The sequence below is a fragment of the Roseiflexus sp. RS-1 genome (assembly GCF_000016665.1).
Taxonomy (GTDB): domain Bacteria; phylum Chloroflexota; class Chloroflexia; order Chloroflexales; family Roseiflexaceae; genus Roseiflexus.
Genome location: NC_009523.1, coordinates 2,610,795 through 2,623,538 on the forward strand (window position 1 = coordinate 2,610,795; position 12,744 = coordinate 2,623,538).

The 12,744-nt window shown below is 60.3% G+C and carries 12 protein-coding genes and 1 pseudogene; 6 read left to right on the forward strand and 7 right to left on the reverse strand.

Going from position 1 to position 12,744, the window contains the following annotated elements; translation table 11 throughout:
- Positions 1–54: 54 nt before the first annotated feature.
- Together ROSERS_RS10940 and ROSERS_RS10945 are read left to right on the forward strand one after the other, a co-directional pair.
- Entirely contained in the window at positions 55–987 is a 933-nt protein-coding gene (locus tag ROSERS_RS10940; protein ID WP_011956845.1) for a TIGR01777 family oxidoreductase, read from the forward strand.
- Positions 988–1,000: 13 nt separating this feature from the next.
- The gene (locus ROSERS_RS10945) at positions 1,001–2,257 is read left to right on the forward strand and encodes a S1C family serine protease (RefSeq protein ID WP_011956846.1); all 1,257 of its coding nucleotides are present in this window, start codon (positions 1,001–1,003) and stop codon (positions 2,255–2,257) included.
- Here the strand turns inward: ROSERS_RS10945 and aat are convergent, their stop codons facing one another.
- The 4 genes from aat to ROSERS_RS10965 form a co-directional block, all read right to left on the reverse strand.
- A complete protein-coding gene (gene aat, locus ROSERS_RS10950; RefSeq protein WP_011956847.1) occupies positions 2,258–2,851 on the reverse strand; it encodes a leucyl/phenylalanyl-tRNA--protein transferase in 594 nt (197 codons plus the stop codon).
- A gap of 177 nt (positions 2,852–3,028) precedes the next feature.
- Entirely contained in the window at positions 3,029–4,327 is a 1,299-nt protein-coding gene (locus tag ROSERS_RS10955) for an ATPase AAA (RefSeq protein WP_011956848.1), read from the reverse strand.
- A gap of 88 nt (positions 4,328–4,415) precedes the next feature.
- Positions 4,416–5,144 (reverse strand): esterase family protein, encoded by a 729-nt coding sequence (locus tag ROSERS_RS10960; RefSeq protein ID WP_011956849.1) that lies wholly within the window; start codon positions 5,142–5,144, stop codon positions 4,416–4,418.
- A gap of 406 nt (positions 5,145–5,550) precedes the next feature.
- Positions 5,551–6,171, reverse strand: a complete 621-nt coding sequence (locus ROSERS_RS10965; protein ID WP_442969655.1) for an SGNH/GDSL hydrolase family protein — start codon at positions 6,169–6,171, stop codon at positions 5,551–5,553.
- Between the two features lie 128 nt (positions 6,172–6,299).
- On the opposite strand from ROSERS_RS10965, the gene ROSERS_RS10970 reads away from it, so the two are divergent.
- Entirely contained in the window at positions 6,300–6,929 is a 630-nt protein-coding gene (locus ROSERS_RS10970) for an LON peptidase substrate-binding domain-containing protein (protein ID WP_011956851.1), read from the forward strand.
- On the opposite strand, the gene ROSERS_RS10975 is transcribed toward ROSERS_RS10970, so the two are convergent.
- A complete protein-coding gene (locus ROSERS_RS10975; protein WP_011956852.1) occupies positions 6,914–8,320 on the reverse strand; it encodes an ATP-binding protein in 1,407 nt (468 codons plus the stop codon). The genes ROSERS_RS10970 and ROSERS_RS10975 overlap by 16 nt on opposite strands.
- Positions 8,321–8,419: 99 nt before the next feature.
- On the opposite strand from ROSERS_RS10975, the gene ROSERS_RS10980 reads away from it, so the two are divergent.
- Together ROSERS_RS10980 and ROSERS_RS10985 are read left to right on the forward strand one after the other, a co-directional pair.
- Positions 8,420–8,821 carry a VOC family protein gene (locus ROSERS_RS10980; RefSeq protein ID WP_041333507.1) on the forward strand — a complete coding sequence of 134 codons (402 nt, stop codon included), beginning with the start codon at positions 8,420–8,422 and terminating at the stop codon, positions 8,819–8,821.
- Positions 8,822–8,923: 102 nt separating this feature from the next.
- A complete protein-coding gene (locus ROSERS_RS10985) occupies positions 8,924–9,496 on the forward strand; it encodes a metal-binding protein (RefSeq protein WP_011956854.1) in 573 nt (190 codons plus the stop codon).
- A gap of 34 nt (positions 9,497–9,530) precedes the next feature.
- On the opposite strand, the gene ROSERS_RS10990 is transcribed toward ROSERS_RS10985, so the two are convergent.
- Positions 9,531–9,935, reverse strand: a complete 405-nt coding sequence (locus ROSERS_RS10990) for a hypothetical protein (protein WP_157041043.1) — start codon at positions 9,933–9,935, stop codon at positions 9,531–9,533.
- Positions 9,936–10,170: 235 nt separating this feature from the next.
- Here ROSERS_RS10990 and ROSERS_RS10995 point away from each other — a divergent pair, with 235 nt between their 5' ends.
- On the forward strand, positions 10,171–11,619 hold the full coding sequence (locus tag ROSERS_RS10995) for a TolB family protein (RefSeq protein WP_198136377.1): 1,449 nt from the start codon (positions 10,171–10,173) through the stop codon (positions 11,617–11,619).
- 269 nt (positions 11,620–11,888) lie between these two features.
- Here ROSERS_RS10995 and ROSERS_RS27400 read toward each other — a convergent pair.
- Positions 11,889–12,714: pseudogene (locus tag ROSERS_RS27400) on the reverse strand (IS5 family transposase).
- Positions 12,715–12,744: the final 30 nt, after the last annotated feature.

Consider the following 12,744-nt stretch of genomic DNA (forward strand, 5'->3'; position numbering starts at 1 on the left):
TGGCTATAATACATATCGCTGACGGGTGTTCCGGCAGCGTCTGGAAAGGTGGACATGTCGGTACAGAGATCGGTTCTTGTGACCGGGGCGACCGGTCTGATCGGCAAGGCGCTCTGCCGCCGCCTGATTGCGCGCGGCGACCGTGTGGTGGTGTTTACCCGCAACCCTGCAACTGCGCGCACCATCATGCCAGGCGCTGCGCAGTATGTCGCCTGGGACGCAAAGCCCGGCGATTGGGAAGCAGCGCTGGAGACTGTCGATGCAGTCGTGCATCTGGCAGGCGCGTCGATTGCCGGTCGCCGCTGGACGCCAGCCTACAAGCGCGAAATCCTTGAGAGTCGCACCCTCAGCACACGCGCGCTGGTTGATGCTATGGCGCGCGCTCGACAACGGCCATCGGTGTTTGTATGCGCCTCCGGTATCGACTACTACGGTCCACGCGGCGATGAGCCGGTCGATGAAAGCGCTCCGCCCGGGCGCAATTTTCTTGCACAGGTATGCGTGGCATGGGAAGGGGAAGCGTGTCGCGCCGCCGACCTTGGTGTGCGCACGGTCATGATCCGCACCGGCATTGTGCTGGATCGGCGCGAGGGGGCACTGGCGCGATTGCTGCTGCCGTTTCAATTGTTCGTCGGCGGTCCCATCCTTCCAGGAACGCAGTGGTGGTCGTGGATCCATCTCGATGATGAGGTTGGTCTGATTCTGCGCTGCATCGACGATGAGCGCGCCAGCGGTCCCTTCAACGGTGTCGCGCCGGAGCCGCAGCGCAACCGCGATTTCAGTGCAACGCTGGGACGGGTGCTTGGCCGACCGTCGTGGTTGCCATTGCCCGGATTTGTGCTCCGCCTGATTCTCGGCGAAATGGCACCCGCATTGCTCATTGAACGCCAGCGTGCCGTACCGTCAAAAGCGCTGGCGCTTGGGTATCAGTTTGCGTATCCGACATTAGAACCGGCGTTGCGCGCGGCGCTTGCGCGTTCGTCGTAGGAGATAAGACACCATGCGCCTTACTCTGATGCTTGCCGCAGTGCTGGCAGCGCTCGTGATGACATCCGCGTGCGCGCTGCCATCGATTGAATTGCCCCGCCCGGTGGTCAACGATCCGACCGCCGTGCCAACTGCTGTGGTGCAAACGCAGGCGACCCCTCCGCCTGCCACGCCGTCGGCGCCGCTGGCCACATCCGTGCCGCTGCCCACACGGTCGCCGATCCCGACGCTCCCGCCGGAACTGACCAATCCGCTGGCGGCTGAACAGGAGGCGCTGATCGCCCTCTATCGACGGGTGAACCCGGCAGTCGTCAGCATCGAAGTTGTTGTTGATCATCCGCCGGTCGGCGGATCGCCATTCAATGTCCCCATCAGTCAGGGGTCTGGCTTTCTCTTCGACGATCAGGGGCATATCGTCACCAACAACCACGTTGTTGAAAACGGAGCGAAGTTTCAAGTGCGCTTCTCCGACGGCACGATCCTGCTGGCGCGCCTGATCGGTGGCGATCTGGGGAGCGATCTGGCTGTGCTGAAGGTAGACGAGTTGCCGCCGGGAACGGCGCCGTTGCCCCTGGCCGACTCCCGTACTGTTGAGGTTGGTCAGCGCGCAATTGCGATCGGAAATCCGTTTGGCTTGCGCAACACGCTGACGGTTGGCGTTGTCAGCGGTATTGGTCGCAGTCTCAGCGGTCCAGCGAGCAGCGGCGGCGGAAGGTTCCGCATTCCGAACATCATCCAGACCGACGCAGCGATCAATCCGGGCAACTCCGGCGGTCCGTTACTCAACATTTATGGCGAGGTCATCGGCGTCAATACCGCCATCAGCAGCGGCTCAGGGGCGTTCGAGGGCGTCGGGTATGCAGTGCCGTCCAACGCGGTCAGTCGTGTGGTTCCGGCGCTCATCCGTGACGGGCGCTACGATCATCCGTGGATGGGGATCGGCATGCGCGATGTTGATCCGATCCTGGCGGAGCAGTTGAATCTGCCAGTGCGTCAGGGTGTGTTGATCACCGAAGTCGTTCCCGACAGCCCGGCGGCGCGCGCCGGGTTGCGCAGCGGCTCGCAGGTGGTGACGATCGGCGGGCGCGAGGTGCGGGTCGGCGGCGATATTATCATTGCCATCAACGCGCAACCGGTGCGCAACAGCGATGAACTTGTCAGTTACCTGGAACTCGAAACGTCGGTGGGCGATACGGTGGTGATGACCGTGCAACGCGGCGACCGCCAGGAACAGATTGAAATGACCCTCGGCGCTCGCCCGCGTGAGTGATTATGCCGGAACATTCCACGTCGCTTCCACCTGGAGCGCCCGCGCCAGGAGTTGCTTGTAGGTGCGTCGCGGGATTTCGATGAGTCCGAACTGGAGCAGGTGCGGCGATCCGAGGAATTGGGAGTCGAGCAGCACATACCCCCCGCGCCGCAGTCGCTCGACCAGATGCACCAACGCGACTTTGCTGGCGTCGCGTTCGCGGCTGAACATACTTTCGCCTGCAAACAACCCGCGAATGGCGACGCCATACAAGCCGCCGACCAGTCGCCCCTCGCGCCAGGCTTCGACGCTGTGCGCCAGCCCCATCCGGTGGAGCGCAGTATAGGCTTCGATCATCTCCTCCGAAATCCATGTGCTCTCGCGCCCCGGCGCTGGCGCGGCGCATGCGCGCATCACGTCGGTGAATGCGGTATCGGTGCGGATGGTGAATACGCCCTTGCGCACCGTGCGTGCCAGGCGATGCGGCACGTGAAAGGCGTCGAGCGGGAGAATGGCGCGAGGATGCGGATCGTACCACGTGATGACGCCACGTTCGTCCGCCATAGGGAAAATTCCCTGACAGTACCCCGCGATCAGCATCTCTGGGGTGAGCATAGCGGTAATAGCAGGTCACGAGTCCACTGCAAAAGACTATTTCACCGCAGAGTCGCAGTGTTCGCAGAGGAAGATGCCATAGCGAGTCGCTCCAATGCATCATGCTTCGCCACGCATATTTTTGAAGTTCTCTGCGCTCTCAGCGTCTCAGCGGTGCGTTTTTGCAGTAAAGTCAGGTCACATTTCGACGAAGTACGATTTACACGCAGCAGCCAGCAGTTCGCGCGACATGGTCGGCGGTACGCCGAGGAATCGGGCATAATCGATCACCTGATCGATCAGGTCGCGCGGATGCACAGCGCGCAGTTCCAGTTTGCGACGCGGATACTCCACTTCCAGCAGGTAGCGCAACCCATCGTCGCTGTAGGGCACATTCTTCGCCTTGCACACGCGGCGCATAATCTCGCGGTACTCAGGCGGCGACGGATTGCCGATCTCGATCTTGTAGCGGATGCGTCGCAGAAATGCTTCATCAACCAGTTGCTTCGGTTCGATGTTGGTCGAGAAAATGATCAACTGATCGAACGGCACCTCGATCTTTTTGCCCGTGTGCAGCGTCAGATAATCAACCCGCTTTTCCAGCGGCACGATCCAGCGGTTGAGCAGGTCACGCGGGCGCATTTGCTGACGACCGAAGTCATCTATCAGGAACAATCCGCCGTTGGCTTTCAATTGAAGCGGCGCTTCATAGAACTTGCTGTACTCATCGTACTCAAGGTCGAGCGAGTCCATGTTCAGTTCGCCGCCGGCAATCACCACCGGACGCTTCGAGAGTACCCAGCGCTGGTCGTAGACGTGTTCCTGACCCTGTGGCAGCGGACGGCGTTCGTGGTGGATTGGATCGAAGACACGAATGATCTGCCCATCGACCATAATGGCGTGAGGAATGGCAATAGAGTCGGAAAGCAGTCGCGCAGTCGCCTCGGCAATTGATGTTTTGCCATTCCCGGCATGACCGAAGAGGAAGATCGAGCGACCGGAGTTGATAGCAGGACCTAACTGCATCAGCAAGGAGTCGTTGATCACCAGGTGCGCGAACGCTTCACGGATTGCCGCTTCGGTGACCATCAATCCCTGGGTGGTGTACTGACGCATCATCACACTGTAATCGTGCAGGTTGACAGGCGCCGGTCCCAGGTATTGCGTGCGCTCGCCGATCTCTTTGGCGCGCGTGATCCCTTTGGTCGTCGCCTGGTAGCGGTACGCTTTTTCTCCCAGGCCGCTGCTCCCCTTCACTTCAGCCATCTGCTCGCGTCGCAGATAGTTCATCGCCTGGTCGAGCACGTTTTCCCACGGCAGGTGCAGCAGTTCCACGAGTTGCACGCCGGTCATCTCACCGACGATGTAGAGTGCGCGGACGATCTGATCGGCAATGAATGAGAGGGATAGCCCGGTTGCTTCGATACTGCGCGGTCGAAGCGGCAGCAGCGGTTTGTCGGGTTCCGCCGGTGCGGTTTGGGATACTATCGGTTGCATACCCTTCCCCTGCGTTGAGCGTGACGGTACAGACATCGGTTGAATCAGTATAGCATGCCCGGCAAGAACGTGAATGCAATGCATTACATCACAGATAATGTCGCACCATCTCGCGCCAGTGCTCGATGCGGTGCGCTTCGCCCTGCCAGATATGGAGCGTGTGTGGAATATCCTTCTCCCACAGCGCCGCGCTGAGGGCGCGATTCGTCCAGATAAACGGGTCCTCCTCGCCAATGACCAGGGTGATCTCCATGCGCCGCAGATGCGCCAGGATGGCGGGATCCTCAAGGCGCGGGATGAAGTGACAGGGGGTGTGAAAATAGATCGTTTCGTCGTAGTAGCCGTCGAAAAGCGCACGAAACGAGCCGATGGCGACCGTCAGATCGTATCGCCCGCTCAGTGCAACGACTTTACTGAACAGGTGCGGGTGGCGGAAAGCGATATTGACGGCATGGTAGGCGCCCAGACTGCACCCGTGCGCAATAACGAAAGGGTTGGGATTGAGTTGTCGTGAGAACGACAAGACCTCTTCGAGTATGTACGATTCGTACTGCACGTGGCGCGCAATGCGCTCGTGCGGCGGTCGGTGAAAAGCATACAGACTTTCGCGATCAATGCTATCGACACAGTAGAGTTGCAGGAATCCCTGTTCGATCGATGGACGTAACGCCTCGACCAATCCCCAGTTTTCGTAATCGTAGAACCGTCCTGTGCGGGTTGGAAAGACCAGCGCCCGCGCCCCTGCATGTCCGATGATCAGCATCTCCATATCCCGCTGCAAGCGGGGACTCCACCAGCAGTAATACTCTCGTTGCACAGGTGTTCACTCGCTCTATATATGGTTCTTCTCTGCCGGCACTCATCGTTGGTCCGCCTGTTTCCGCGTCCTTGCGATCGGTGATGACTCCTCTGCATCTTGCCTGGCGTGGGAATGCGACATTGAACAGGGTGCGCGCCTGCGGGTCTGGTATGCGTCATCGCACGATACCAGCAGTTCGACATCATCTTTCAAGAACAGGAGATGGCTGCGCTCTGCCCGCCCTGATACCCTGTGGCGCGTTCTCCCGAACTGATGTGTTGAAACCTCACCCTAAGGATGTACGATACAGTGGTTAAGGATACATTAAGGACATGTACGGATTTGATTGTGATCGTTTGCATGTTTATCACGTGCAGTACGCTTTGCTATGCTCACGATGCACGCTCGTGATGACGGGCGCGGTTCATCGATCCTTCTCCGCGCCCGCGAGTATGGCGACATATGGGCGCAGAACGTCGCGCCACAACCGGTACCCCGCGGAACTCAGATGTAAGCCGTCTGCATCGAACAGTTCTGCGCGCGGTCGTCCATCCGCGCCCAGCATGGGTGTATAGACATCGACATAATATCCGGCAGGACGCTGCTCCATAAGGAGGCGCGCTTCGGCGTTGACGCGTTTTATCCTCTCGCGCAGATTCCAGCGCGCCAGGCTTGGCTTGATCGACATGTATGCTACGGGGATAGGTCCAAGCGATGCGTCGATCCTGGCGAGCATGGCGCGCAGCGACCGCACCACATCGTCGGGTGTTCGTCCATCGCCAAGATCGTTATCTCCGGCGTATAGCACAATTGCACGGGGTGCGCACGGCGGGACGAGTCGATCAAAGAAGTGAACGCATGCTGCAAGCGTGGAACCGCCAAAGGCGCGATTGACCACGGGCCACGGCGCCATATCGTCGCTCAACGTCGTCCACAGGCGCAGCGATGAACTGCCGTAGAACACAACCGCCCCCGGCTGCGGCGGCGCCTGTTCGTGCAACTGTTCAATCTGACGAACCTCATCTTCGTACCACTCCAATGCCACCTCCCATATACCCAATCTCGACCCGGTCACTCTGTCGCTTCTATGCTCAACTCGCTGCGCCGAACGATGGTTTTCGCTGGTATTATAGTAACAAGGCAAGAAACATACGTCGCGCGGAGACCTCGATTGTGACCGACGCTCACGATGCTTTTCCTGATGAATTGCCGCTCCTGCCATTGCGTGGCATGGTGGTCTTTCCGCCATGCGTCGTGCCGGTCGCCGTAAGTCGTCCGGCATCGATCCGCCTGGTGGACGAGGCAGTCGCATCAGGCAGTCTGGTCGTGGTCAGCGCGCAGCGCGACGATGACCCCGCGCAGTGGTATGCTGTCGGTGCGTCGGCGCTGGTGCATCGCCTGGTGCGCCTGCACGACGGAACGCTCCGTATTGCGCTCCAGGCATTTGATCGCGTCGTCATTGATGGGGTGACGCAGCAGGAACCGTACCTGCGCGTGCAGGCGCACCGTTTGCCGGATCGTCTCGATAACCCCGATATGACCACCCATATGCATGAGGCGCTGGCGCGGGCGCGTGAACTGCTCAACGCGCTGCCACCCAACGAGGAGTTGCGCGCTCAACTGGAATCCACCGATGATCCGCGGCATCTTGCAGCGTTGATGGCGTCGATGCTGCTGGTGCGCGCCACCCTTGCCGAACGCCAGGAACTGCTGGAACTGACCGACGTGGGTGAGCGTCTGGCGCGGATAGGCGCATTGCTGGCGCAGGAACTGGCGATCCTGCGCGGTCATTTGAGAATGTAGTATGCGCCGCGCTTGTCGCCGACGCGCAGCAGCAACCCGCGTTCGACGAGGTCGGCCAGGTCGCGCCGCAACGTTTCAGCAGAAACATCAGGCGTCAGTTCCTGCATGTCGCGGTTGGTAATGCGTTGATGCGCCGCAAGGAACAGCAGCGCCGCGATCTGTCGCTCGTTGAGCCCCATGCGCCGCCAGGCGGCGACATCGGCGCCGCCTGCATCGGCGCGGTCATCTCCGGTATGCCCATACAGCGTCACCATAAACCCGGCGGCAGTTTCGCGGAACTCCGGCGGCGGCAGCCCGGCGTCCGCCATCTGGCGCAGCATGCGGTCGATACCATAGCCGAGACGTTCGATCAACCCCAGGTCCGCCAGCGCCTGCACCAGCGTTTCGTTGCGACTGAAGCGCTCGTCGACCAGGTTGTGCACTGTGACGTGCCCCGGCAGTCGCCCCGGCGAATAGCATTCCAGACGGTCGCTGAACAGCATGATCCGGATGGAGTCGCCGCGGATGGTGTAATCGCGGTGCGCCAGTGCATTGATCAGCGCCTCGCGCACCGCCCCCAGCGGAAACTGCGTCCAGTCCTCCCGTTCCAGCCCGACCATCCGACTGCCGCGCCGCATATGCTCAACGATCCAGCGCTCGGCGCGGCGCGCCGTCTCGGGCAGCGTGTCGCGGATGTCTTCACGCAGGAACTCATCGCTCATCTCGCGCCCCTGGTAGCGCACCAGCGTCACTTCCGCCTGCGGAAACCAGCGCTCGACCTCGATGCCAAAGAGAAGTAGACCGGCATTGGTTGGGATCAGGTCAGGCGTCCCCTTCGCCGGATCGGTCCGTTGCACCAGGCAACCACGTCGCACCAGGAAGGCAAGCGGGTCGGCTTCGGCGATTGGACCGACACGACGCGCATATGCCGCGATCTTGTCCGGGTCGAGATCGGCGAGGGTCGCGTTTGCCGGGGTCATCCGATCCCAACTGGTTTCACCACGTTCGATCAAAAGGTGTCGCAGCATATCAGGAGGAAGTGGCGCATTCGTGGGACCTTCTCGTCGTAGATAGGTTCCATTGACGCTGTAGACATGCGGCAGCCCTGAAGGAACGGTAACCACCAGCAGCGTTGCACCGTTACAGGTGACAACCGCTGGCAGGGGCAGCACCAGCGGCGGCGTGCATGCCAGCGCTGCGTCGAGCACCATCGTGCGTGCGGCATCGGCGTCTGCCACCCCTTCCACCTGTCGCCCGCGCATACCGATGACCACCGTTCCGCCTGAACCATTCGCCATTGCCGCCAGCGTCTGTGCCAGGTCACCGGGGCGCGTATTCGCCCGCACGAACGCCAGATGCCGATCCTCCGGTTGCGTGAGCAGATCGGCGATTGCCCGTTCCTGAACATCCATGGCTCGCCCTGTGCCCTTCCTGCGTCGAACTGGCATGATTGTAGCACAAGATTGCGATCGCGTCTTGCACACTTCGCATGTATGTGCTATAGTGGAACTATGAAACCGCCATCGTTCGATCAGTTTGTGACATTCATGTACGTTCGCGATCTGCACATCAGCGCCGCATTCTACGAGAACCTGCTCGGTTTGCCGCTGGCGCTCGATCAGGGTTCCTGTCGCATCTACCGCGTTGCTGGCGATGCTTTTCTTGGGATCTGTCAACGGAGCGACGCTGGTGATCCATCGCCTTCCCGTGCGCTTATCCTGACCCTGGTGACGCACGATGTTGACGAATGGCATCGCTATCTGGCGGAGCGCGGCGTTGTTGTAGAAAAACCTCCTCAGTACAATCCTGTCTACAATATCTACCACTGCTTTCTGCGCGATCCGGATGGCTACCTGGTCGAGATTCAGCGGTTTCTCGATCCGGCATGGCCCGCTGGCATGGGAAAGCAATGAATGCCGCCGGATGCGATTGCTGCAGATGGTCTTCTCTATAGAAGAGGGTGACGTCGCCAGGTAACCCGACACCACGAAGCGCCGCCTGCTGAAGGAAGCGGTATGCCAGACACGCGAACGCACGACATCATCACTGTTGCGACCGGCGCTCTTCTGGCGCCTGCCGCCTATGTCCTGCTGGAGTCGGGCGGTCGTGACGATGCGGCGGCTGGCGCAGCCGTGCTGACCGGCGCTCACCTGATCTCCGGTCTCCTCTTTTCTCCCGATCTCGACATTGACTCGGCCATCGACAATCGCTGGGGTTTCTTCTTCTGGATATGGCGCCCGTACATGTGGATTATTCCGCACCGTCACTTCTGGAGTCACAGCCTGGTTCTCGCGCCGCTGCTGCGCCTGGTCTATTTCTATCTTGTCACGCTGCTGATCGTCGTGTGGGGGGCGTGGATCCTGGGGAGGATCGGTGTTGGTGTTCCCGATCTGCACGCGCAGGCATCGGCGTGGCTCTTCGACGCGATGCGGCGCAACCCGGATATGGTGCGCCTGTTCATTTTCGGTTTCATCAGTGGAAGTGCGGCGCACACCATCGCCGACTGGCTTGTGACCGGGGGAAAGCGCTATATGCGCATGGCAGGCATTCGCCTGCGCCGCGACTATCGCAACCACGATCTAAAATAGAGGGGACCCTCGCCAGGTCCCCCTCGTGCGCGTTTTAGATGACCGGTCCCCTTCCCGTCAGCAGCAGAGTGACGAAGAGCATAATGGCGATCACGCCGCACACCAGCAGTGCGCCGATTATCGCGTGACGCCCCGGCATCGGTATGGGATAGTCGAGCGGTACGTCCTTGCGTGGGGCGCGCCGACTACCGCTCAGTTCGTTCAACCGGTCGGGCTGGCGCTCTTCTGCGGATGGCGCCTGGTTCCCGGTCTCTTCGTTCATTCCAAAGGTGTCAGACGGTCGCCCGGTCGTTACTGTCGCAGTATCATCGAGCACCACCGGTTGGAGGATGAATCGTGGTTGGGAAGGTCGTCTACCGCTTCGCTGCGAGGCGAGTCTGTCCGTGCTGCCTGGCCGGTCGGTCTGCTGATCGTGGCCCTGTGAGTTGATCGATGTCATGGTTGTTCGAGTCCACTCCAATCATCAAAATGCCTTAACCTGAACCCCATACAATAGTACGCTGTCAGGGTTACCGGGTCATTACCAGGTTGGACGACAATATGATTGTTGTGTCAGATATGCCTCATCGGTTTGTGACCTGCTGCTATGCTACAATGTCCATAAACCCTGGCTCTCAGTTCTCAGTTCTCAGTTCTCGGTTCTTGGTTCTCAGTTCTCAATGATGATACACCCCATGCGCTTCTTCGCAACCATCGTCCTGTCTACCGCCCTCACCTTACTGCTGGCAGCATGCGGCGGTGCGCCACCCCCGCCAGCTGCGCTTCCCACGTCGCTGCCGGAAACGCCGACTGCGGCGCCTTCGCCGACGCCGATTCCCCTCCCCACAGCGCTCCCGTCGCCGACGCCGGAAGCGGCGCAGCCGCAACCAACGAGCCTGCCTGAACCGACGCCGCTTCCGTCCTCGTCTCCTGCGCCAGCGACGGTCACGCCGCTCCCGACGCCCGAAACGGCGACTGCTTCACCGCTTCCGCCCACGCCATCACGTCCGTCGGAAGGGTCGTTTACCGGCGCGCTGATCTTCCTGCGTGATGGTGCGCTCTGGCTCTTCGATGCGAATGGTGAGCGCCTGCTTGTTGATCGGGCATACGAGTTCGCTTCTAGCGCTGATGGCAATCTGATCGCAGTCACGCGCGAAACCGATCAGTTCGATATCTGGATCGTGTCGCGTGATGGCAGCGCACTCCGGCGGATCACCAATGATCGTGATATCGAGTCCTCGCTTTCCTGGGCGCCCGATGGGTCGGCGCTGGTTTTTGCCGCTGCCGATGCCAGCGAACCATTGCCGCAACTCTGGCCCGATTGGGCGTTGTGGTGCGGTGCAAGCCAGGTCTCTGTCATTGATCTCGCCAGCGGGCAGCGTCAGACGCTTGCGCGCGGCTGCGACCCGGCAGTGTCGCCCGATGGTCGACGCATTGCATACAGCGCACCTCCGACTGCTCGTGATACGGGAATGGCGGGGGGAGCGCCGGTGTTCGGGAATGCCCTGCGCCTGATCAATCGGCGCGGTGAGAATGGCTGGAACTTTGCCAGTGCCGATGGCGCCGATGCTCCGCTGCCCAACACCGGCATGCTGGTCTACGGACCCGCCTGGTCGCCCGATGGCGCATCGGTGACCTACCATCGGTATCTCGGCATGCAGGTCGAAGTCGATATTAATCTGAGCGAGATCGGCGGGTCGTTTGAGGGCAAGGGGCGTCCATTCGCCGAGGGAGCAGGATGGTTGTTGCCGGTGCGCTTTGCGTCGGATGGACGGCGCGCGGCGATTATTGAACATAACTACAGCGATGCGCGCGGGTTTGGCGGCTATGATGCCTGGTCGGTGCAGGTGGTGACATTCGATGGCTCGCGTACCGTCGATCTTCCCCAGGGTCCAATGACAATGATTGGCGGCAGTGCGACGCGCCTGCCGCGCGCCGCCAGCGCCGCCTGGTCACCCGATGGGACGCGCCTGGCTGTCCTGCTTCCACCCGGATGGCGGCCCGATGCGTCGCTGAATGAGCCGTTCGATCCGACAGGCGCAGAACGTCCGGGTGAGGTGTGGTTGTGGCAACCCGACGCAGCTCCGTCAGTTCGTCTCATCAGCAACGTTGACTTTGCCTCGCCGCTCGCCTGGTTGCCTTAGCCTGGCGATGGAAATCGCGGCTCTCCGTGCACAGCCCGTCGGCGCGGGCTCTTGCCGTCGGGCTGATGGAGATTGAGAATTTATTCCGCTATCCCGCGCTAGCCGTGGGGCTAAAGCCCTCGGCTATGCAAGGCGAAGCCCGCCTGCGCGGGCTAGAGCGGAATAATTACTCAAAGACCATTATTTCGGTCATCGCGTGGGGCGCGCCATTCCCAGGAGTATTCAACCCTGTTCATCAGGTTCAACCTTTGTGAGAGCGTGATCAAAAACTAACACCTCGGATAAAGCCTATTCAGGAGCATTGCAATAGAACCGAGATAAAGAAAGGCTTCGCTTGATTCTGGATTGCGGTTGTTGCGGCGAATAATTATTCGCCGCAACAACCGATTGCGTCCCGCCCACGCAATCGAGCGTTCCACCACCCATCGCTTCGGGATGACGGCAAATCCCTTTTGTCCAGGCGGTTTTTCGATGACATTCAGGCGTATCGTCGTGTTCTGTTGCATCCATTCATTTAACCCTTGTTTGTATCCTTCATCCACCCGAATTTCTTGCATCCGAGGAAACGATTGATGATGCGCGGCGAGAAGCCACTCAGCGCCTTCAGTATCCGAAATATCGGCGGGATGGACCAACACGCGCAACAAAAACCCATTGGTGTCAACCCAGAACTGCCGTTTGCGCCCGTTGACCTTTTTTTCCCCCATCATAGCCGCGTTCTCCGCCTGCTTCGGTCGTTTTGACGGATTGGGAGTCCAGGACGCTGATGGACGGCTCCGGGTCGCGGTTCAGCGCCTGTCGCGCCAGTTTCCGCAGCGTATCATTGATTTTGATAAAGGTTCCATCACGATTCCATTTGTCGAAAGAGTACCGAACGGAGCTCATTGGCGGAACATCTTTCGGACGCATGCGCCATTGACAGCCCGTGCGATTTTTGGAGAGCAGCGCGTTGACGATCGCGCGGCGATCGATTTCGGTCGGACGCCCGCCGTTGGGCGACGGGGTGATGACGAGTGGCGCGATGGCGGCCCATTGCGCATCGGTCAGATCGGTCGCATACTTGGTTGGATAGGATCGAAGTGCACGTCGTGGCATATGAGATTGCTCCTCATCAGAACGGCATGG

Excerpts from the sequence above, each read along its gene's own strand:
- aat (WP_011956847.1), bottom strand. The coding sequence starts at position 2,851 with ATGCTCACCCCAGAGATGCTGATCGCGGGGTACTGTCAGGGAATTTTC.
- ROSERS_RS10980 (WP_041333507.1), top strand. The coding sequence starts at position 8,420 with ATGAAACCGCCATCGTTCGATCAGTTTGTGACATTCATGTACGTTCGC.
- ROSERS_RS10995 (WP_198136377.1), top strand. The coding sequence starts at position 10,171 with ATGCGCTTCTTCGCAACCATCGTCCTGTCTACCGCCCTCACCTTACTG.
- ROSERS_RS10940 (WP_011956845.1), top strand. The coding sequence starts at position 55 with ATGTCGGTACAGAGATCGGTTCTTGTGACCGGGGCGACCGGTCTGATC.
- ROSERS_RS10990 (WP_157041043.1), bottom strand. The coding sequence starts at position 9,935 with ATGACATCGATCAACTCACAGGGCCACGATCAGCAGACCGACCGGCCA.
- ROSERS_RS10945 (WP_011956846.1), top strand. The coding sequence starts at position 1,001 with ATGCGCCTTACTCTGATGCTTGCCGCAGTGCTGGCAGCGCTCGTGATG.
- ROSERS_RS10985 (WP_011956854.1), top strand. The coding sequence starts at position 8,924 with ATGCCAGACACGCGAACGCACGACATCATCACTGTTGCGACCGGCGCT.
- ROSERS_RS10955 (WP_011956848.1), bottom strand. The coding sequence starts at position 4,327 with ATGCAACCGATAGTATCCCAAACCGCACCGGCGGAACCCGACAAACCG.
- ROSERS_RS10975 (WP_011956852.1), bottom strand. The coding sequence starts at position 8,320 with ATGGATGTTCAGGAACGGGCAATCGCCGATCTGCTCACGCAACCGGAG.